At 70.5% G+C, this 18,471-nt stretch carries 17 protein-coding genes; 2 read left to right on the forward strand and 15 right to left on the reverse strand.

Going from position 1 to position 18,471, the window contains the following annotated elements:
• Positions 1 to 22 precede the first annotated feature (22 nt).
• The 10 genes from metC to ACSFA5_RS00780 all read right to left on the reverse strand — a co-directional run bounded on the left by metC (position 23) and on the right by ACSFA5_RS00780 (position 10,209).
• Complete coding sequence (metC, locus tag ACSFA5_RS00735) at positions 23 to 1,219, reverse strand: cystathionine beta-lyase (protein WP_435442087.1); 1,197 nt, start codon at positions 1,217 to 1,219, stop codon at positions 23 to 25.
• Positions 1,216 to 1,887 carry a cysteine dioxygenase family protein gene (locus ACSFA5_RS00740; protein WP_435442088.1) on the reverse strand — a complete coding sequence of 224 codons (672 nt, stop codon included), beginning with the start codon at positions 1,885 to 1,887 and terminating at the stop codon, positions 1,216 to 1,218. The genes metC and ACSFA5_RS00740 overlap by 4 nt, the downstream gene beginning before the upstream one ends.
• 24 nt (positions 1,888 to 1,911) lie before the next feature.
• A complete protein-coding gene (locus ACSFA5_RS00745) occupies positions 1,912 to 2,766 on the reverse strand; it encodes an amino acid ABC transporter ATP-binding protein (RefSeq protein ID WP_435442089.1) in 855 nt (284 codons plus the stop codon).
• A complete protein-coding gene (locus tag ACSFA5_RS00750) occupies positions 2,753 to 3,583 on the reverse strand; it encodes an amino acid ABC transporter permease (RefSeq protein WP_435442090.1) in 831 nt (276 codons plus the stop codon). Before ACSFA5_RS00750 ends, ACSFA5_RS00745 begins: the two co-directional genes overlap by 14 nt.
• Entirely contained in the window at positions 3,573 to 4,319 is a 747-nt protein-coding gene (locus tag ACSFA5_RS00755) for an amino acid ABC transporter permease (protein WP_435442091.1), read from the reverse strand. The genes ACSFA5_RS00750 and ACSFA5_RS00755 overlap by 11 nt, the downstream gene beginning before the upstream one ends.
• The gene (locus tag ACSFA5_RS00760) at positions 4,316 to 5,551 is read right to left on the reverse strand and encodes an aminotransferase class I/II-fold pyridoxal phosphate-dependent enzyme (RefSeq protein WP_435442092.1); all 1,236 of its coding nucleotides are present in this window, start codon (positions 5,549 to 5,551) and stop codon (positions 4,316 to 4,318) included. Before ACSFA5_RS00760 ends, ACSFA5_RS00755 begins: the two co-directional genes overlap by 4 nt.
• Positions 5,548 to 6,375 (reverse strand): transporter substrate-binding domain-containing protein, encoded by an 828-nt coding sequence (locus ACSFA5_RS00765; protein ID WP_435442093.1) that lies wholly within the window; start codon positions 6,373 to 6,375, stop codon positions 5,548 to 5,550. Before ACSFA5_RS00765 ends, ACSFA5_RS00760 begins: the two co-directional genes overlap by 4 nt.
• A 197-nt stretch (positions 6,376 to 6,572) precedes the next feature.
• Positions 6,573 to 7,421 (reverse strand): transporter substrate-binding domain-containing protein, encoded by an 849-nt coding sequence (locus ACSFA5_RS00770; protein WP_435442094.1) that lies wholly within the window; start codon positions 7,419 to 7,421, stop codon positions 6,573 to 6,575.
• Positions 7,422 to 7,522: 101 nt separating this feature from the next.
• Complete coding sequence (locus ACSFA5_RS00775) at positions 7,523 to 9,193, reverse strand: rhodanese-like domain-containing protein (protein WP_435442095.1); 1,671 nt, start codon at positions 9,191 to 9,193, stop codon at positions 7,523 to 7,525.
• A gap of 119 nt (positions 9,194 to 9,312) precedes the next feature.
• Positions 9,313 to 10,209 carry an AraC family transcriptional regulator gene (locus ACSFA5_RS00780; protein WP_435442096.1) on the reverse strand — a complete coding sequence of 299 codons (897 nt, stop codon included), beginning with the start codon at positions 10,207 to 10,209 and terminating at the stop codon, positions 9,313 to 9,315.
• 136 nt (positions 10,210 to 10,345) lie between these two features.
• Here ACSFA5_RS00780 and ACSFA5_RS00785 point away from each other — a divergent pair, with 136 nt between their 5' ends.
• Positions 10,346 to 11,089, forward strand: a complete 744-nt coding sequence (locus tag ACSFA5_RS00785; RefSeq protein ID WP_435442097.1) for an SDR family NAD(P)-dependent oxidoreductase — start codon at positions 10,346 to 10,348, stop codon at positions 11,087 to 11,089.
• A gap of 17 nt (positions 11,090 to 11,106) precedes the next feature.
• Positions 11,107 to 11,505, forward strand: coding sequence for a VOC family protein (locus ACSFA5_RS00790; protein WP_435442098.1), 399 nt, complete (start codon positions 11,107 to 11,109; stop codon positions 11,503 to 11,505).
• A 28-nt stretch (positions 11,506 to 11,533) separates the two neighbouring features.
• On the opposite strand, the gene ACSFA5_RS00795 is transcribed toward ACSFA5_RS00790, so the two are convergent.
• The 5 genes from ACSFA5_RS00795 to ACSFA5_RS00815 form a co-directional block, all read right to left on the reverse strand.
• A complete protein-coding gene (locus ACSFA5_RS00795) occupies positions 11,534 to 12,418 on the reverse strand; it encodes an NmrA family NAD(P)-binding protein (protein WP_435442099.1) in 885 nt (294 codons plus the stop codon).
• Positions 12,415 to 13,521, reverse strand: a complete 1,107-nt coding sequence (locus ACSFA5_RS00800) for an ABC transporter substrate-binding protein (protein ID WP_435442100.1) — start codon at positions 13,519 to 13,521, stop codon at positions 12,415 to 12,417. Before ACSFA5_RS00800 ends, ACSFA5_RS00795 begins: the two co-directional genes overlap by 4 nt.
• A gap of 157 nt (positions 13,522 to 13,678) precedes the next feature.
• On the reverse strand, positions 13,679 to 15,310 hold the full coding sequence (locus ACSFA5_RS00805; protein WP_435442101.1) for an ABC transporter substrate-binding protein: 1,632 nt from the start codon (positions 15,308 to 15,310) through the stop codon (positions 13,679 to 13,681).
• Entirely contained in the window at positions 15,307 to 16,941 is a 1,635-nt protein-coding gene (locus tag ACSFA5_RS00810; RefSeq protein ID WP_435442102.1) for an ABC transporter substrate-binding protein, read from the reverse strand. The genes ACSFA5_RS00805 and ACSFA5_RS00810 overlap by 4 nt, the downstream gene beginning before the upstream one ends.
• Positions 16,938 to 18,455: an amidase gene (locus tag ACSFA5_RS00815; RefSeq protein ID WP_435442103.1), complete on the reverse strand. Its 1,518-nt coding sequence runs from the start codon at positions 18,453 to 18,455 to the stop codon at positions 16,938 to 16,940. Before ACSFA5_RS00815 ends, ACSFA5_RS00810 begins: the two co-directional genes overlap by 4 nt.
• Positions 18,456 to 18,471 lie beyond the last annotated feature (16 nt).

Here is an 18,471-nt window from a genome sequence, read left to right on the forward strand (position 1 = left end):
AAGGTGTTCTTGTTGAATGGAATCAGCGCTGCGCCGTGGCGGCCGCAAAGGCCTGCGACAGGTCGGCCATCAGGTCCGCCGGGTCTTCGAGCCCGATGTGCAGACGCACCACCGGCGCGTCGCCGGTCCATTGGCGGTGCTCGCGCAGCCGCTCGGGCTGGGCGACCAGTGCCAGGCTTTCGTAGCCGCCCCACGAAGCGCCGATGCCGAAGAGCGCGAGCGCATCGACGAAGGCGTTGGCCGCGGCTGGCGTGGCATGGCGGAACTCGAAGGACACGAGGCCGCTGGCGCCGCTGAAGTCGCGCTTCCACAGCGCATGGCCGGGGTCGGAGGGCAGCGCGGGATAGAACACGCGCGCCACCTGAGGCTGCTGCTGCACAAACCCGGCCACCTCGGTGGCATGGCGCTGGTGCTGCGCGAGCCGCACGGGCAGCGTGCGCAGGCCGCGCAGCGCGAGGTAGGCGTCGTCCGCGCCGATGGTGAGGCCGAGCGCCTCGTAGGCGGTCGAGAGCTTGGCGGCCAGCGCCGGGGTGTCGACCACCACGATGCCCTGCATCAGGTCGGAGTGGCCCGAGATGTACTTGGTGGCCGCCTGAATCGAGATGTTCGCGCCCAGCGAAAGCGGTTGGTGGAACCAGCCGCCGCTCCAGGTGTTGTCGGTGGCGACCGTCACGCCGCGGTCGCGCGCGATGGCGGTCAGCGCCGGCAGGTCGAGCACTTCGAACAGCAGCGAGCTCGGCGATTCGAGGTACAGCAGGCGCGTGTTCGGCCGGATCAGGCTCGCCAGGTCGTCGTGCGCGGGCGAGAAGTACTCGACCTCCACGCCCAGGCGCTGCAGCAGCGTGCTGTCGACGCGCCGCAGCGGCGCGTACACGCCGTCGGCCACCAGCGCATGGTCGCCGGGCGACAGCAGCGCGAGCAGCACCAGCGTGATGGCCGAGAGGCCCGAGGGCGTGAGGAAGGCGCGATGCCCGCCTTCGAGGGCCGTCACCGCGTCTTCGAGTGCGCGGTGCGTGTCCAGGCCATGGCGTCCGTAGGAGGCCACGCGTTCGCCGGCGCTGCGGCGGTGGTGGTAGTCCGCGTGCGCGGCGGTGTTCTCGAAGCGCACGGTGCTGGTCCGCACCACGGGCACGTTCACCGGGCCGCTGCCGTCGCGCAGCGCAGGCGCGCCGGCGTGCAGCAGCCTGGTGCGCGCGCGCAGCGTGTCGCCCTCGCTCATGCCGCCACCTTGCTCGGCTTGAGCTGCGTGGCGTTGTAGTTGACGACCGCACCGGTCTCCAGGTTCACGCCGATGCGCTGCGACAGCGTTTCCAGCGGCCGGCCGTACAGGTGGAAGTGCAGCGTGGGCTGCTCGCCGATCACGTGGATGCTGTGCAGGTCGTCGGCCAGGAAGCCGATGGACGTACCGGGCTGCACCGTGACTTCGCGGTCGAGTTCGAGCGTGGCCACGGCGGGGTCGCTGCCGTCGTCGGTGCGGCGGTAGACGCGGTTTTCTTCCTGGCCCTCGACCGCCACGATGGTGGCCCAGGTCGTGTGGTTGTGGGGAATGGAGGTCTTGCCGGGGTTGATGGAGTTCAGGTAGAGCGCCACGCCGTCTTCACCGTCCGCGGGGTTGAGCCGGTAGCGCGTGGACGCGCCCACGCCCTCGGTGATGGCGGGCGGCGGAAAGTCGGCGCGCGTGAACAGCGCGGTGTGCGACGCCAGTTGTTCGAGCCGCGCCGTGATGCGCGCGAGCACTGCGCGGTCGAAGGGCTGCGTGGACGCGATGGAGGCGATGGATGCGATGGCGCGCACGTCGTTCAGGGCCTGGTCGACGGCCGCGCGGCGTTGCGTGGCGATGTCCGCAGAAGTGGAGGAGGTGGCGAGGGTGGAGGTTGCTGTTGTCATGGTTCTCGGGAGAGCAAGGTGGGTTCAGAGTGCGAAGCGCAGCCGCTCGAAGGGCAGCACCTCGGGGAAGGGGGCCGGCAGGGCGGCGGGCGCCAGCGAGGCGCGGGGGCCTTCGCCCAGCGCGCGGTGCAGGAAGGCGCGGGTGCGCTCGCTCTCGGGCGCGCCGAAGATGCGCGCGGCCGGCCCGTGCTCGACGATCACGCCGGCCTCGGTGAAATACACCTGGTCGCTGATCTCCTCGGCAAAGCGCATCTCGTGCGTCACCAGCACGCAGGTCAGGCCGTCGCGCACCAGGTCGCGAATGACGGTGAGCACTTCGCCCACGGTCTCGGGGTCGAGCGCGGAAGTCACCTCGTCGAACAGCATCAGCTCGGGCCGCATGGCCAGCGCGCGCGCAATGGCCACGCGCTGCTGCTGCCCGCCCGACAGCTCGCCGGGGTAGGCCGCCTCCTTGTGCGACAGGCGCACCTTGTCGAGCAGGGCGCGCGCATCGCGCTCGGCGGTGGCGCGGTCGCGCCCGGCCACGCGGGTGGGCGCGATCACCAGGTTCTGCAGCACCGTGAGGTGCGGGAACAGGTTGTACTGCTGGAACACGAAGCCCACGCGCTTGCGCAGGGCAATCAGCTCGGCCTCGGTGCGCAGCGTGTCCACGCGCGTGTCGGCCACGCGAATCTCGCCGTGCTGCGGGCGCAGCAGCCCGGTGATGCAGCGCAGGATGGTCGACTTGCCCGAGCCCGAAGGCCCGATGATCGACACCGCCTGGCCGCGCTGCACGTCGAGGTCGATGCCGCGCAGCACCGCGTTGTCGCCGAAGGCAAGCTGCACGCCGCGCAGGGCGACGAGGGGAGACGATCGGGCGTTGGTGTCAATGGCGGGCATGGCGGCGCTCCAGCGCGCGCGTGGCGCGGGCAATCGGGTAGCAGTAGGCGAAGAACACGCCGAGCAGCGTGAAATAGACGAGCACCGTGAAGTCGGTGCGCGCCACGGTGTTGCTGGCGATCTGCGCGGTGTCCACCACGTCGTGGGCGCCCACCAGCGAGGCGAGCGCCGTGCTCATGGTGATGCTGGCGTACAGGTTCATCCACGGCGGCAGCATGCGGCGCAGGCACTGCGGCAGCACGATCAGCCGGAAGATCTCGGTGCGGCGAAAAGCCAGCGACTGCGCGGCCTCCCACTGCGCGCTGGGAATCGACTGGATGGCGCCGCGAAAAATCTCCGCCACCACCGCGCTGGTGGGCAGCGCCAGGCCCAGCACCACCTTGATCCAGTCGGGAAAAGGCACCGTCCACCTGACGATGTGCAGCTCGAACGGAAACACGTAGGTGGTGAAGTAGATGAGCACCAGCACCGGCGCATTGCGAAAGAACTGCACGTACCAGCGCGTGAGCAAGCGCAGCGCGCGCACCGGCGAGAGCGACAGCGCCCCCACCACCAGGCCGGCCAGCGTGCCCAGCGCCATGGCCAGCACGCTGATCTCGATGTTGGTGAGCAGGCCCCACAGCAGCGCGGGCGTCCATTGCCACAGAAAGACGAGCGCCACCGGCGTGGTGCCCGTGGCGACCCAGGTGGCGATCACCGCGAGCACGGCCGCGAGCGCAATGCGCCACGGATGCCGGCGCAAACCGAAGCACGTGCCGAAGCGCCGTGCGGACACGGCGCGCACCGCCAGCGCGCTCACCGCGGCTTCATTGGCCATAGCCGGGCATCCTCAGTCGGCCTTCGAGCCAGCTGCCGGCCCGGCTGACCAGCCAGGTCAGCGCGCCGAAGTACAGCAATATCAACAGCAGCAGTTCGAGCACGTTGTCGCGCTGCGTCCAGATCATGATCGACTCGTAGGTCACGTCGCCCACCGCGATGGCCGAGGCCACCGCCGTCATCTTCACCAGGTCGACCAGGTTGTTGACCAGCGAGGGCAGCGCGAAGCGCACGGCCAGCGGCAGCTCCACCCGCCACAGCAGCTGGCGCTGCGAAAAGCCCAGCGAGCGTGCCGCCTCGAGCGTGACCTGCGGCACCGCCTCGATGCCCGCGCGCAGCGCCTCGGCATGGAAGGCGCCCTTGTGGATCGCCACCACGATCACCACCCAGACGAAGGGCGTGAGCGGGTTGCCGCCCACGCCTTCGAGCTGTCGCGTGATGAGCATGTTCAGCACCAGGAACGCGCAGTACAGCTGCACCAGCGTCGGCGTGTTGCGCGTGACCTCCACGAAGGCGCGCGCGGGCAGCGCGAGCCAGCCTCGGCCCGAGGTCAGCGCCGCGGCCATCGCCACGCCCGCCGCAAGGCTGCACGGAACGGTCAGCAGGCAGAGTTCGAGCGTGACGACCAGCCCGCGCAAAAAGGCCTGCCGCTCGCCCAGGTCGAGCAGGAATGCGTAGTTCAGGCCCAGCGGCTTGATGGCCGCCACCGCCTGTGCGAGCAGGCCGGGGTCGCTCATGCAGCGGCCTTCAGCGCGGCGACCGCGCGCGCGATGCGCTGCACGGCGTCGGCCAGCACGGCATCGCCGGCCGCGATCGACAGGCGGATGTAGGGCGACAAGCCGTAGGAAGGCCCGTCGACCACCGCCACGCCCTCGGCTTCGAGCAGCCAGTCGACGAAGTCGGTGTCGCTGGCAATCGCGCGGCCGTCGGGCCGCAGGCGGCCGATGAGCGCGGCGCAGTTCGCGTACACGAAGAACGCGCCCTGCGGCGGCAGCACGGCCAGGCCCGGCACCGTGGCCAGTGCTTCGGTCACGAGCGCGGCGCGGCGTGCATAGGCCGCGCGCGCCTCGCCCACGAAGCGCTGGTCGTTCGACTGCAGCGCGGCCGCGGCGGCCGCCTGCCCGATGGCGTTGGCGCCCGAGGTGGCCTGCGACTGGACGACCGTCATCGCGCGCGCCAGCGGCTCGGGCCCGGCGCCCCAGCCGATGCGCCAGCCCGTCATGGCGTAGGTCTTCGACACGCCGTTGACCAGCAGCGTGCGCTCGCGCAGGTCGGGCGCGGCGTGCAGCAGGTGCGGCGGCGGTGCGTCGCCGAACCAGATGTGCTCGTACACCTCGTCCCACAGCACCGCCACGCGCGGGTGCCGGCGCAGCACGGCGGCCAGCGCCTCGAGTTCGGGCCGGCTGTAGATGGCACCGGTCGGGTTGCCCGGCGAATTCAGCACGAGCCAGCGCGTGCGCGGCGTAAGGGCCAGTTCGAGCGCTTGCGCGGTCAGCTTGAAGCCGCTGGCCTCGTCGCACGGCACGATGACAGGCGTGCCGTCGTTCACGCGCACGATGTCCGGAAACGAAGGCCAGTAGGGCGCGGGCACGATCACCTCGTCGCCGGCGTCCAGCGTGGCGGCGAAGGCCTGGAACACGATCTGCTTCGCGCCGTTGGCCACCACGATCTGCGCGGGCGTGTAGGCCAGGTCGTTCTCGCGCCTGTACTTGGCCGCGATGGCCTGGCGCAAGGCGGCGGTGCCGGGCGTGGCCGTGTATTTGGTCTGGCCGCGCGCGAGTGCGTCGGTGGCGGCCTGCTTGATGTGTTCGGGCGTGTCGAAGTCGGGCTCGCCCGAGGTCAGCGTGAGCACGTCGCGCCCTTGGGCCACCAGTGCGGCGGCGCGCGCGCTGGCCGCGGCGTTGGCCGAGAGCTTCACGCGCGATGCGCGTTGGGAGAGCGCCAGGGCGGGGTTCGCGGGCGTGTTCAAAGCGGCGCCTTCGCGAACCTGGCCTTCAGCTCATGCAGCAGCGGCGTGGGCGTCATGCCGTTCTTTTTCTCGACCTCGATGAGCCAGCCGGTGCGGTGCCAGTTCTGCACGATGCGGTCGATGGCGCTTTGCGTGTCGGCCTCGCCCTTGCGCACCCAGATGACGGAGGGCGAGGGAATCAGGTCCGACGGCGAGACGATGGCGTAGTCCTTCCAGTCGGCGTTGCCGGCGGCAAGTTCGCGCAGCGTGGGGCTCACGTGCACGGCAGCCACGCAGTTGCCGCCCTTGAGCGCCAGCAGCGATTCGGGCTGTCCGCGAAATGCCTTGATCTGCGCGCCGTACTGATCGGCCAGCGGCTTGGTGAAGTTGCTGCCCTGCGACACGCACACGGGCTTGCCGCGCAGGTCTTCCCATTTCGAAAGGCCGCTGTCCTTGCGCGCGATGGCCGCGCCGCCCACTTCCTCGAACGGCGTGGGCACGAACGAGAGAATTTCGCTGCGCTCCTGCGTCCACTGCATGTTGGCGATGAGGATGTCGACCTTGCCCTGCTGCAGGAACTGCACGCGGTTCGACGGCTGCACCTGCACGGTTTCCAGCCCGACGCCCAGGCCCTTGGTGACGCCCTCGGCCAGCTCCACGTTGTAGCCCACGGGCTTCTGCGTCGCGGGGTCGATGGTGCCGAAGGGCGGCCCCGACAGGATGACGCCGACGGTCAGCTTGCCGCGTTGCTTGATCTTGTCGAGCGTGGCGTCGGCGTGGGCCGCGCTTGCGGTTGCTGCCAACAGGAAAGCAGACAGCAGTGTGGGTAGAAAACGGTGCGTCATGGCGTTGTGTCGAGAAGAGGGGAGGTCTGTGGGGCGCTCACGCCGACGGGGTGCCTTGCTCCGCGAATGTCCTCCGGGGCTGCGCCCCTCCTCCTTTGTTTCGCTGCGCAAGGCACCCCATCGACGTGAGCGTCTTCAGGGCGGTCGTCGATCAGCGAAGAACCCGGCGTTCTTCGCACGCGCCCCGAACAAAAAAATCAGGGCGCGGCGCGCAGCTTCGCCTGCAGCTCAGGCAACAGCGGCTGCGGCGGCTCGATGTGGTTGCGCTTCTCGGTCTCGATCAACCAGCCCGTGCGGTGCCACTGCTTCACCACCTTGTCGACCGCCGCGATGGTGTCGGCCTCGCCCTTGCGGGTCCAGACGACGGAAGGTGCGGGCAGGATCTCTTCGGTGATCGGCGCTGCATAACCGGCCCATTCGGCGTTGCTGCGCAACAGCGGCTGGATCAGCGTGGAATCGTGCACGGCCGCCACGCAGTTGCCGCCGCGCAGCGCCAACAGCGATTCGGACGACGTCTTGAAGCCGCGCACCTGCGCACCGTACTGCTCCTGCAGCGGCTTCACGAAACTGCTGCCCTGCGACGCGCAGACGATCTTGCCGCGCAGGTCTTCCCACTTGGCGATGCCGCTGGTCTTCAGCACGGCGGCCGTGCCGCCCACGCGGTAGAACGGCGTGGGCACGTAGCCCAGGATCTCGCCGCGGTCGGCGTTGTATTCCATCGAGGCGATCAGCAGGTCGACCTTGCCCGATTGCAGGAACTGCACGCGGTTCGACGGCTGCACCTGCACCAGCTCGACCTCGGTGCCCAGTTGCTTGGCCAGGTCGCGCGCCAGGTCGGGGTTCCAGCCGATCAGTTGCTGCGTGGCGGGGTCGATCGAGCCGAAAGGCCCGCCGTTCACCATCACGCCGATGGAGACCTTGCCGCGCTGCTTGATGCGGTCCAGGGTTGCGTCGGCATGGGCCGCGCCCGCGCCGATGCACAGCAGCGTGGCCAGGGCGATGGCGATGCGGGAAGAAGGAAAGAAGGGGCGCGGGCGGAAAGTCATCGAATGGGAAGCCTGAAAAAAGGCGTAGCGAGGCAAGCGGCAATCTTCCAGGGCCGCGCCCGCGCCCACAACGAACGCCTTCGACTATCGATATGCGGTTTTCAGTGCGAACTTGGGTGCGCACCCTCGGGCACGCGGAACGCGGCCAGTTCCTCGGGCGCGCACTGGGCAATGAGGCCCAGTTCCCAGTCGAGGTAGCGGCGCGCGGCCTCCAGGTTGCCGTCGTGGCGGTCGTGCACGAAGAGCAGGTAGTCGATGGCCTCGGCATCGGGCGGCGACGCGGGCGTGGCCTGTTGTGCCCAGCCCGCGGACTCGACCGCTTCGGCGCGCGCCCACCAGAGCTGCTGCCACCCGGCCTCTCGCAGGTCTTGCGCGGCCAGGCGTGCGGCGGTTTCGTCGGGCGCGATCAGCAGCACCGGGTGCTGCAGGTCGCCGCCCGTCGCGGCCTGCGCATCGGCCACCACGCGCGGGCGAATCGACCAGGCCGCGCCGCGTGCATGTCGCGCGCGGTAGGCGGGCGAGGGCCGCAGGTCGAGCACCGCGGGCGGCGCGTCGGTGTCGTCGCGCCAGGCGGAGAGCGCTTCGGCGTCCGCGCCTGCCACCACCGGCGGCAGCCGCACGGGCGCACGCACGGGCACGCGCAGGTCGGCGGCCAAACCGTCTTCGACCAGCGCTGCATCGAAGCCGAGCCGGCGCAGCCACAGGGCCACCACCGGCGCGCGCACGCCGTCGTCGTCCAGCACCAGCACGCGGGCGTGGCGCACGCCGACCTGCAGGTCGGTGGCCTGCAGCAGCTGGCCGCCGGCCGCATGGCGCGCGCCCTGCAGGCCGCCCGCCGCGAATTCTTCCGCCGTGCGCACGTCGAACACGAAGGTGGTGCGGGTGCCGTCGTCGAGCCAGGCCTGCGCCTCGGTGGCGGTGAGCACCGGCACGTTGGCGCGCCGGGCCGCCGCCGCGGCGTCTTCGCGCGCGGCCTGGCGCTGCGCCGCATCGGGCGGCGGTGGCAACGCCCGGGCGCTGCCGCGTTCGAGTTCGAGGCCCGCGAGTGCCCACCCCTGCGTGCCGTTCTCCAGCGCGAGCACCGGGTTCGGCACGCCCAGGTCGCGCAGGATCTGCGCGCCGACGATGCTGCGCGTGCGGCCCGCGCAGTGCACCACGATGGTCGTGGTCGCGTCCGGCACCAGCGTGCGCCAGCGCAGGGCCAGCTCGCCGTTGGGCACGGGAATGGCGCCGGGCAGCGTCATCTTGCGGTGCTCTTCGAGCGTGCGGCCGTCCAGCAGCACCAGCGGCTCGCCCGTGCGCTGTCGCTCGGCCAGTTCGCGCGCGCCGATGTGCGGCACCTCGAAGGCGTGTTCGGCGATTTCGCCGAAGGTCTTCGAGGGCAGGTTCACGCCCTTGAACAGCGTGTGGCCCGCGCCTGCCCAGGCCGGTGCGCCGCCGGCCAGCACCGACACATCGTCGTAGCCCAAGGCCGCGAGCCGGCCGGCCGCGCGCTGCGCCAGCGCCGGGCCTGCATCGCCGTCGTCGAACAGCACCGTGCGGGTGGCGCGGCGCGGCACCAGGCGCGCCACCTCGGTTTCGAGGCGGCTGTAGCCGGCATGCACCGCGAAGAAGGGATGGCCTTCGCCGTACTGGCCGTGCTCGCGGATGTCGAGCAGCGCGAGTTCGCGGCCGTCCTGCAGCCATTGGTGCAGCGTGGCGGCGGAGATCGCCGTCGCCGGGGTGGACGTGGCCGCCGCGGCGGGCTGAATGATTTCTGCGGTGAGGGACATGGGTGCGCTTGAAGAGAGATCGGCGGCACCATAGCCCCGCGGTCACGGGCGTGGCTACGAAGACTTCCGCATAAGCAAGCACGAAAGCGGTCTGCCGCCCCGATGCGCCGCCGGCCAGCTCAAGCTGGCATTCGCGGGGCCCGGATATCGCCGAGGATGCGGGCCGAATCCTGTGCAGGCGGAAGCCCGAACGCGCGCGCATATTCGCGGCTGAACTGGTTGGGGCTTTCGTAGCCCACCTCGAAGGCGGCCGCGGTCACGTTGCGGCCGCCGGCCACGAGCAGCGTGCGGGCCTGCAGCAGCCGAACGCGCTTCTGGTACTGCAGCGGGCTGAGCGCGGTCACGGCCTTGAAATGCCGGTGAAAGGCCGACACGCTCATCGCCGCCTTCTGTGCCAGGGTCTCCACCCGCAAAGGCCGCGCGAAGTTGCGCCGGATCCACTGGATCGCCAGGCTCACCCGCGCCATCGCGGTGTCGGGCGTGGCGATGTCGCGCAGCATGCCGCCGTGCGGTCCCTGCAGCACGCGGTAAAGAATCTCCCGCTCGTAGGCGGGGGCCAGTGCCGCGATGTCGGCCGGGCTGTTCATCAGGCGCAGCATGCGCACCCACGCGTCCATCAGCTCCGGCGTGACGGCGGCGACCGAGAAGCCTTCCCGGTCGTAGGCTTCGGCAGCTTTGGGCAGGTCGGTCAGCAGGGCCGACACGATGGCCGGGTCCAGCGTCAGGCTGACGGCGAGGTAGGGCTGCCCGGTACTGCTCGCGCGCACCTGGCCGATGGCGGGCAGGTCGATCGACATCACGAAGTAGGTGGCCGGGTCGTAGTGCAGCGTGCGGTCGCCCACGGTCATCGACTTGCTCCCCTGAAGAATCAGGTTGACCATCGGTTCGTAGACCGCCGCGAGCTGGTGCTCGGGGATCGCGCCCTGCACCATCGCCACGCGCGGGATGCCGGTTTCCGTGCGCCGGTTTTGCGCTCCAGCGGCCAGCGCCCTGAGCTCCTTCAGTTGTTCCTTCATGGCGTGCATCAGACCGCAAGGAGACGCTCGGCGCAAGAAAAAGCAGGAACAGGCAGCCTTGAGGCAGGAACCGGTGGGCTCGAAAGTGCTGTGCGGCCTATCGTCCAGGCTTACCTCATCGGACCTGGAGCAACACATGAAAGTCATCCTCATCACTGGCGCAAGCCGCGGCATCGGCGCCAGCACCGCCCTCGAATGTGCCCGCCGCGGCATGGGCGTCATCCTTACCTGGAACAGCAACCCGGCTGCAGCCCGCGCGGTGGTCGAGCAGATCGAAGGCGTCGGCGGCAAGGCCGTGGCGCTCGCGCTGGACGTGGGCGACGCCGCGAGCTTTGCCGCCTTTCGCGACAGCGTGCAGCACGCACTGGCATCGACGTGGGCGCGCACGACATTGGACGGCTTGGTCAACAACGCCGGCTACGGCCTCTTCAACCCGATCGAGACGGTGACCGAAGCGCAGTTCGACGGCCTCATGAACGTCCATCTGAAAGGCCCCTTCTTCCTGACCCAGGCGTTGCTGCCGCTGATGGCGCAGGGCGCGAGCATCGTGAACCTCACCAGCGCGACCACGCGCGTGGCCACCGCGGGCGTGGCGCCGTACGCCGCCTTCAAGGGCGGCCTGGAGGTGCTGACGCGCTACATGGCCAAGGAGTTCGGCGAGCGCCGCATCCGGGCCAACGCGGTGTCGCCGGGCGCGATTCGCACCGAGCTCGGCGGTGGTCTCACCGACGCGTTCGAAGCGGTGCTCGCAGCGCAGACCGCGCTCGGCCGCGTGGGCGAGGCGCAAGATGTGGCCCGCGTCATCGCCCACCTCCTGTCCGAGGACAGCGGCTGGATCAACGGGCAGTCGATCGAAGTCGCCGGCGGCTACAACATCTAGAACAGCGAGGCTTTCACATGCTCGACCATGTCTTTCTTTCCGTGGGCGACCTCGGCCGCTCCATCGCCTTCTACACGGCCGCACTCGCCCCCCTGGGCATCACCGACCGGCTCGACTACGACGGCAGCGACGGCCCGCCCGGGCACCCGGACCTCAAGGGCTTCGGCGCCAGGGGGCGCGTGTTCTTCTGGCTGCGCCAGGGTGTGGCGCAAGGGCAGGCGGTTCACGTCGGGTTCGTGGCGGCGGGCACGCGCGAGGTCGATGCGGCCTACGCCGCGTCGATAGCGGCCGGCGCCACCGACAACGGCGCGCCGGGCGCGCGCCTGCACTACGACCCGCGCTACTACGCCGCCAATGTGCTGGACCCGGACGGCTACAGCCTCGAGTTCGTCTACAAGAGTTGGCAGAACGCCTGATTCGTCGCGGCTGCGCCCGGCACGCCGATCACCGGCGCAGCGTCTCGGCCAGGAAGGCCTCCACCGTGCGCGGTGCGCGACCGAGCACATCGACGACCGTGCCTGTCACGGGCGCGGCTTCGCCCGCGGCGATGAGTTCGGCGAACTGCGCGTGCACGCGCGCGATGTAGGGCGACGGTGCGTTCGCGGCCTGGCGCTGCTGCAGTGCTTGCGCGGACAGCGGCGTGGCGACGATGGTGCGGCCCGTGAGCGCGGAAGCGATGCGCGCAATGTCGTCGTAGCCCACGGCCGTGGCGCCCGTGAGCACCCACGGCGCGGGTGAGGCCCCGGGTGCGCTGTTCTGTTCGAACAGCGCCTCCACCGCCACGTCCGCAATGTCCCGCGCATCGATGAAGGCCACGCGTGGATCGCCCGGCGGCGCATGCAGCACGTCGCCGGCCGCCAGCTCCGCGGCCACGCGCGCCAGCATCACCTGCAGCCAGGCGTTCGGGCGCAGCACGCGGTGCGCGATGCCCGTGCGCGCCAGCGCCGCCTCGATCTGGCCGTGCGCGTCGCCCGACAACGATCGCCCCGGCGGCGCGATGGTCCAGTGCGAGCCCGACAGCTTGACGATGCGCTGCACGCCGGCTGCCGCGGCGGCTTCGATCACCGCGATCTGTTGCGCCGCCAGCGTGGGCGTGATCGGCGACAGCAGGAAGAGATGCGACACCTCTCGCAGCGCATGGCGCAACGCAGCAGCGTCGTCGAAGTCGGCGACGGCCGCCTCGGTGCCTTGCGCGCGCAGCGCGCCGGCCCGTGCCGCATCGCGCGTCAGCGCGCGCACCGTGGCGCCGCGCGCCAGCAGGCGGGGCACGAGCAGCTGGCCCAGGCGCCCGGTCGCGCCCGTTACGAGGATGCGGGGCGTTGCACTCATGCGGCGGTCGCCCATGCAGCGGGTTCGGAGGTTTCGGCAGTCTCAGTGACGGCCTTGTGCGCTGCCTGCGCCAGCAGCGTGCGCAGCGGTGCGTGGTCGACCCAGGCATCGAGGTCGAAGTCGGCGGGCAGGAAGCCCCATTCGAGCAAGAAGTCCTTGAAGTGCCCGATGGCCGCGACCAGCGGTGCGTCCAGGCCGATGCCCAGGTGCCTGTGCACCTCGGGCCCGTTCGATGCCAGCACCGCCTCTTCGCTGGTGGAGATCTCTTTGGCCACGAAGCGCAGGGTCTCGTCCGGGTGCGCCTCGGCCCAGCGTCCCGCGCGCGCCACCACGTCGAGCAGGCGCACCACCAGGTCGGGGCGCTGCTGCGAGAGCGCGTCGTCCACCGTCAGCACGCGCGGCGTGCCGTTGTTGATGCGCACCTTCGGGTCGGGGTGGTTGCCGAACTCGGCCACCACCTGCGCGCCGATCAGGTTCGCCACCACCACGCCTTCGGCGCCCTTGAGGAAGATGGCGTCCACCTCGCCGCCGACCAGCGCCTCGACCTCGCGAAAGTACGGATGGCGGCGGCGCAGCCCGAACAGGCTGGGCTCTCCCTGCGCAAGGATCACCGACTCCTCGATGGGCAGCTCCACCAGCGTCAGGTCCTTCGTCGTCAGGCCGGCCAGCGACAGTCCGGAGACCACGCCTTTCAGCGCGGTCGCGCGGTGAAAGTCGATCAGGTCGTTCACGCGGCGCGGCACCGCGAAGCGCCGGCCGGCGAGCTGCTCGATGGACGCGATGCCGCGCCCCGGCAGCGTGACGATGGCCTGGAACTCGTCGGTCCAGGTGATGGCCACCAGCCGCGTGGCGCGCCCCTTGGCGCGCGCCCAGATCGGCGGAATGTTGCCGCCCTGGCGAAAGGACCACGCCAGGTGATGGTCGAAGTGGCTCTCGCGCACGCTGCGGTCCTTCGAGTCGATGATCGATTCGATGGCGATGCCTTCCTCGGCGAAGGTCTGGGCCAGCCAGCCCTGGCGCGCGGCGATGCCCAGTGGGGAAGGCACGGGGCAGCGGGTGTACCAGAGGACGTCGGGGCTTGTGGGGGGAGTGGATGAAGTCATGGAATGTTCTCCTGTCTGGTTGACCGGTGCGTGTCGAATTTGCTCCTTCCCCCTCTGGGGGAAGGCTGGGATGGGGGCAGGCAGAGCGCCCGGTGGATACGCCGCTTGCCCCCACCCCAGCCCTCCCCCGGAAGGGGAGGGAGCAAGACGGGTGCGTTCACGCGGCTGTCCACGCACTGGCCAGGTTCCCCGCAATCCCGTCCGCACTCACCGTGTGCCCGCGCACGCGGCGGTCCGCGATGGTGTAGTTGTCCAGCGCCAGCAGCGTGATGTCGGGCAGGTCGCGCACGATGTGACGCTGGAATTCCGTGAAGGCCGCGCGGCGGCGCCCCTCGTCCACCTCGACGGCGGCGGCCTCCAGCAGCCGGTCGACCTCGGGGTTGTTGTAGCCCGAGCCGTTGGAGAACGGCAGCCCCTTCTTGAAGTTCTTCGACCAGTACAGCCGCTGGATGCCCACCGTCGGGTCGAAGGTGTTGCTCATCACGCTCACGTGCAGGTCGAAGGCGCGCTCGGTGTACACGCGCCGCACGTAGGTGGCGAAGTCCTGCGAGTTGATGGTCACCTCGATGCCGATGCGCCCCAGGCTCTGCTTCAGGTACTCGGCGGTGCGCAGGCCGCCTTCGATGGGGATGGGCGTCACGGCCAGCTTCAGCCGCAGGTTGGGCCCGGCCTTGCCCCGCGTGAGGCCTGCGGCGTCGAGCAGGGCCTCGGCCTGCTTCACGTCGTGCGGCAGCACCGGCAGGTCGGGCACATAGAACTTCTTCAGCGCCGGGTGCACCGGGCCGGGAATCAGCCGGCCCTGGCCGTACCACACGGTCTTCTGAATCACCTGCCGGTTGATGGCGTGCGCAATGGCCTGGCGCACGCGCAGGTCCTGCAACGCGGGGTTCTCCAGGTTGAACTCGATGCGCGACACGTTGTTGATGTACTGGTAGCCGTTGGGTTCGAACACCAGGTTCGGCTTGGCGCGCAGCCGCTCCACGTCACCCAGCGGCACGGGCGTGCCGGGGCTCAGGTGCACCTCGCCCTTCTCGATGGCCGCGGCGCGCGCGGCGGCGTCCGGAATGAAGCGCACGATGAGCCGGTCGACATAGGGTTTGGGACTGTCCCAGTAGTCGGGATTGCGCTCGTAAGTCACATGGCTGCCGCGCACCCACTCCTTGAAGACGAAGGGGCCCGTGCCGACGGGCGCGTTGTTGGCCGGGTTGGCGTCGGCCTTGCCAGTGTCGTACAGGTGCTTGGGCACGATGGGCGACTCGGAGGCCGACAGCGCCGTGAGCAGGTAAGGCACGGGTTTGGACAGCACCAGCACCGCGGTGTAGGCGTCGGGCGTGCGCACCTCGGCCACGCTCGAGAAGGTGGCGCGCCCGCGCGGGTGGTACTGCTTGAGCAGGCCGATCGAATGCGCCACGTCGGCCGAGGTGAAGGGCTTGCCGTCGTGCCACTTCACGCCCTTGCGCAGCGTGAAGGTGTATTGCAGTCCGTCGCTGCTCACGGCCCACGCGGTGGCCAGCTGCGGCTGCGGCGTCAGGTCGAAGTCGTAGGTCAGCAGGCCTTCGGCGGTCTTGGCCGAGATCAGCACCGACGCGCCCGCCGAATGCGCGATGGTGGTGAGCGTGGGCGGCTCGGGCTCGATCAGCACGGTGAGCGTGCCGCCGCGCACGGGCGCGATGCCGGTCGTTGCCGCGGGGGCTTGGGCCCATGCGGATGGGAAGCCGGCGAGGCCGGCAAGGCCGAGGCTGGCGCCGCCCTGAAGCAGCAGTCGGCGGGGAAGGTCGGGGTGGTTCATGCGCTGGCTTTGATGTGGATGTCGGCGAAGTTGCCCGAGAGCCCTTCGGCGCCGACCGTGTGGCCGCCGATGCGCCGGTTGGCGACCGTGACCTGCGCGACGGCCACCAGGCCGATGGTTGGCAGCTCGGTGGCGATCACGCGCTGGAACTCGCTGAAGAGCGCGCGCCGTTTCGAGGCGTCGTTCTCCACGGCCGCGGCTTCGAGCAGCCGGTCGACCTCGGGGTTGTCGTAGTGCGCGCCGTTCGAAAACGGCACGCCGGGGCGGAAGTTCTTCGACCAGTAGAAGCGCTGGATGCCCACCGTGGGGTCGAACATCTGGCTCATGCCCTGGTTGTTGAAGTCGAAGTCGCGCTCGGTGTACACGCGCTTGATGTAGCTGCCGAACTCCTGCGTGCGCACGGAAACGTCGATGCCCACGCGCGCCAGCGCCTGCCGGATGTACTGGCCCACGCGGTTGCCGCCGCCGTCGAACACGTCGTGGCTCACGCGAAAGCGCACCCCGTCGGTGCCGCGCGGAAAACCGGCCTCGTCCAGCAGCGCCTCGGCGCGCTTGCGGTCGAAGCGCGGCACCGCCACCTTCGGGTCGTAGAAGCCCTTGAGCACCGGCGAAATGGGCCCGGGCGCGGCCACGCCGTAGCCGTACCACACCGTCTTCAGGATCACGTCGCGGTCGATCGCATGCGCCACGGCCTGGCGCACCTTGGCGTGCCTGAAGTAGCGGTTGTCCAGGTTGAACTCGATGCGGGTGGTCGAGTTGTTGAAGTATTCGTTGCCGCGCGTGTCCAGGCTGAGGTGCGGCACGTCCTTCAGGCGGTCGAGGTCGGGAATGGGCACGGGCGTGGCGCCCGCCAGGTCGACCGTGCCGCTCTCCAGCGCGGCGGCGGCCGCGGCGGGGTCGGGAATGAAGCGCACCACCAGCCGGTCGATGTACGGCTTGCCCGCGTCCCAGTAGTTCGGGTTGCGCTCGTACAGCACATGGCTGCCGCGCACCCACTCCTTGAAGACGAAGGGGCCCGTGCCGATGGGCGCGTTGTTGGCCGGGTGGCTGGCCAGGTCCTTGCCCTCGTAGAGATGCTTGGCCACGATGGGCGACTCCGCCGCCGCGAGCGCGGTGAGCAGGAACGGCGCGGGCTTGCTCAGCACCAGCACGGCGGTGTGCGCGTCGGGCGTGCGCACCTCGGCCACGCTCGCGAAGGTGGCCCGCCCGCGCGGGTGCGAGGCCTTCAGCGCGAGGATCGAGAAGGCGACGTCGGCCGAGGTGAAGTCCTGGCCGTCATGCCACTTCACGCCGCGACGCAGCCTGAAGGTGTACTGCAGGCCGTCGGGCTGCACCTCCCACGCCACGGCGAGTTGCGCGCGCGGGCGCAGGTCGAAGTCGTAGCTCAGCAGGCCTTCCACCGCCTTGGGCGACACCAGGAAGGTGCCCGCGGCGGAGTTGACGAGACCGACCAGCGTGGGCGGCTCCAGCGCGGTGAGCAGGGTGACGACGCTGCCCGGCGTGTGCCGCGGAGGGGCGGCCGGCGCCGGCGTCGCGGCGCGAGAGAGCGCGGGTGCCGCGAGCGGCAGGCCCAGCCCGCCGAGCAGGCGCCGATGAAAGCGCCTGCGGTCGATCGGCGGCGTGGGGCTCATGCCGCCGTGTCCACGTCGTAGCCGGGTGGCGCGACGAAACCGCCGTACACCTGTTCGAGCAGGTGCGCGAAGGCGATGGTCGTGCGGTCTTCCAGGTACGGGCCCACGGCCTGCGCGCTCACCGGCAGGCCCTGCGCGTCGAGCCCGATGGGGAAGCTGGTGGCCGGCAGGCCCGGCAGCACGGGCAGGCCGGCCCAGTGGAACAGGTCGAGAAAGCGCACCTCGCGCGTGCCGTCCTCGAACTCGACCGGGTAGGTGCGCGCGTCCTTGGGCTCGCTGTGGTTGTGGGTAAAGGCCGGCAGCGGCGCGACCGGGGTCACGACCACGTCGAAGGTTTCGAACAGGCGCTCCCACTGGTGGCGCAGCGCATGGCGGGTTTCGTTGTCGCGCAGCCATGCGCCATGGCGCAGCGTGGGCGCGCGCAGCCAGGCGGCGTCGGCGCTGTCGTCGTCGGCGGAAAGCGCTTCGAGCCGCTTCTGCGCCGCGTCGCTCAGTGCCGGCGGCGACGCCAGCGACGAGCCCAGCAGGCTGCGGTACACGCGGTGCTGCAGCGCCAGGTCGGGCAGCAGGCCGGCCGGCACTTCGGCCGTGCGGCTCACCTGCACGCCCTGCGTGCGCAGGCGGTCCACCACGCGCTCGACCACCTGCTGCTCGTGCAGGCTGCGTTCGGTGCCCGGCCACTGGTCGATGACCAGCACCCGAAAGTCCTGCAGCCGCGTGTGGCGCGCGGGCGGCAGCGTGGCCGTCCAGGCCTTGGCGGCCAGCGGCTCGCGGTTGAGCAGCAGGTCCAGTGCCAGTTCCAGGTCGGCGGCGGTGCGCGCCAGCGGTCCGGCCACGGTCAGGTCGCGGTCGGCCACGCGGCCCGAAGGCACGCCCGTGCCGCCCAGCGCGACCAGCCCCGCGGTCGGCTTGTGGCCGTACACGCCGTTGAAGTGCGCGGGAATGCGGATCGAGCCGCCGATGTCGGTGCCCAGCTCCAGCGCCACGTAGCCCGCCGCCAGCGCGGCGGCCGAACCGCCCGACGAGCCGCCCGGCGTGCGCGCGAGGTCCCACGGGTTGTTGCTCACGCCGTAGATGGCGTTGTAGCTCTGCAGGTCGGCCAGCGCGAGCGGCACGTTGCTCTTGCCGATGATCACGGCGCCGGCTTCGCGCAAGGCGGCCACGGCCTGTGCATCGGCCTTGGCGACGTTGTCGGCATAGGCCGGGTTGCCGCTGCTCGTGACGAAGCCGGCCACGTCGAACGATTCCTTCACGGTGATCGGCACGCCCAGCAGCGGCCGGCGCTCGCCGCGTGCCAGGGCGGCATCGGCTTCGCGCGCCGCGGCGCGGGCGCCTTCGTCGTTGCGCACCACCACCGCGTTGATGTCTTGGTCGAAACGCTCGATGCGCGCGAGCACGTGCTCGAGCAGGTCGACGGCCGACACGCGGCCGTCCGCCAGCGCCTGTGCTTGCGCGCGGGCGCTCGCATAGGTCAGTGAATGCAGATGGGGGGGCTTGAGGTCCTGGGTGGTCATGGCGGTTCCTTGGGCG

This window comes from Variovorax monticola, assembly GCF_051216855.1.
Lineage (GTDB): Bacteria > Pseudomonadota > Gammaproteobacteria > Burkholderiales > Burkholderiaceae_C > Variovorax.

What these genes read in the sequence shown, in the direction of transcription:
- metC (WP_435442087.1), bottom strand. Translation starts at nt 1,219, where the DNA reads ATGAGCGAGGGCGACACGCTGCGCGCGCGCACCAGGCTGCTGCACGCC.
- ACSFA5_RS00740 (WP_435442088.1), bottom strand. Translation starts at nt 1,887, where the DNA reads ATGACAACAGCAACCTCCACCCTCGCCACCTCCTCCACTTCTGCGGAC.
- ACSFA5_RS00745 (WP_435442089.1), bottom strand. Translation starts at nt 2,766, where the DNA reads ATGCCCGCCATTGACACCAACGCCCGATCGTCTCCCCTCGTCGCCCTG.
- ACSFA5_RS00750 (WP_435442090.1), bottom strand. Translation starts at nt 3,583, where the DNA reads ATGGCCAATGAAGCCGCGGTGAGCGCGCTGGCGGTGCGCGCCGTGTCC.
- ACSFA5_RS00755 (WP_435442091.1), bottom strand. Translation starts at nt 4,319, where the DNA reads ATGAGCGACCCCGGCCTGCTCGCACAGGCGGTGGCGGCCATCAAGCCG.
- ACSFA5_RS00765 (WP_435442093.1), bottom strand. Translation starts at nt 6,375, where the DNA reads ATGACGCACCGTTTTCTACCCACACTGCTGTCTGCTTTCCTGTTGGCA.
- ACSFA5_RS00770 (WP_435442094.1), bottom strand. Translation starts at nt 7,421, where the DNA reads ATGACTTTCCGCCCGCGCCCCTTCTTTCCTTCTTCCCGCATCGCCATC.
- ACSFA5_RS00775 (WP_435442095.1), bottom strand. Translation starts at nt 9,193, where the DNA reads ATGTCCCTCACCGCAGAAATCATTCAGCCCGCCGCGGCGGCCACGTCC.
- ACSFA5_RS00780 (WP_435442096.1), bottom strand. Translation starts at nt 10,209, where the DNA reads ATGAAGGAACAACTGAAGGAGCTCAGGGCGCTGGCCGCTGGAGCGCAA.
- ACSFA5_RS00785 (WP_435442097.1), top strand. Translation starts at nt 10,346, where the DNA reads ATGAAAGTCATCCTCATCACTGGCGCAAGCCGCGGCATCGGCGCCAGC.
- ACSFA5_RS00790 (WP_435442098.1), top strand. Translation starts at nt 11,107, where the DNA reads ATGCTCGACCATGTCTTTCTTTCCGTGGGCGACCTCGGCCGCTCCATC.
- ACSFA5_RS00795 (WP_435442099.1), bottom strand. Translation starts at nt 12,418, where the DNA reads ATGAGTGCAACGCCCCGCATCCTCGTAACGGGCGCGACCGGGCGCCTG.
- ACSFA5_RS00800 (WP_435442100.1), bottom strand. Translation starts at nt 13,521, where the DNA reads ATGACTTCATCCACTCCCCCCACAAGCCCCGACGTCCTCTGGTACACC.
- ACSFA5_RS00805 (WP_435442101.1), bottom strand. Translation starts at nt 15,310, where the DNA reads ATGAACCACCCCGACCTTCCCCGCCGACTGCTGCTTCAGGGCGGCGCC.
- ACSFA5_RS00810 (WP_435442102.1), bottom strand. Translation starts at nt 16,941, where the DNA reads ATGAGCCCCACGCCGCCGATCGACCGCAGGCGCTTTCATCGGCGCCTG.
- ACSFA5_RS00815 (WP_435442103.1), bottom strand. Translation starts at nt 18,455, where the DNA reads ATGACCACCCAGGACCTCAAGCCCCCCCATCTGCATTCACTGACCTAT.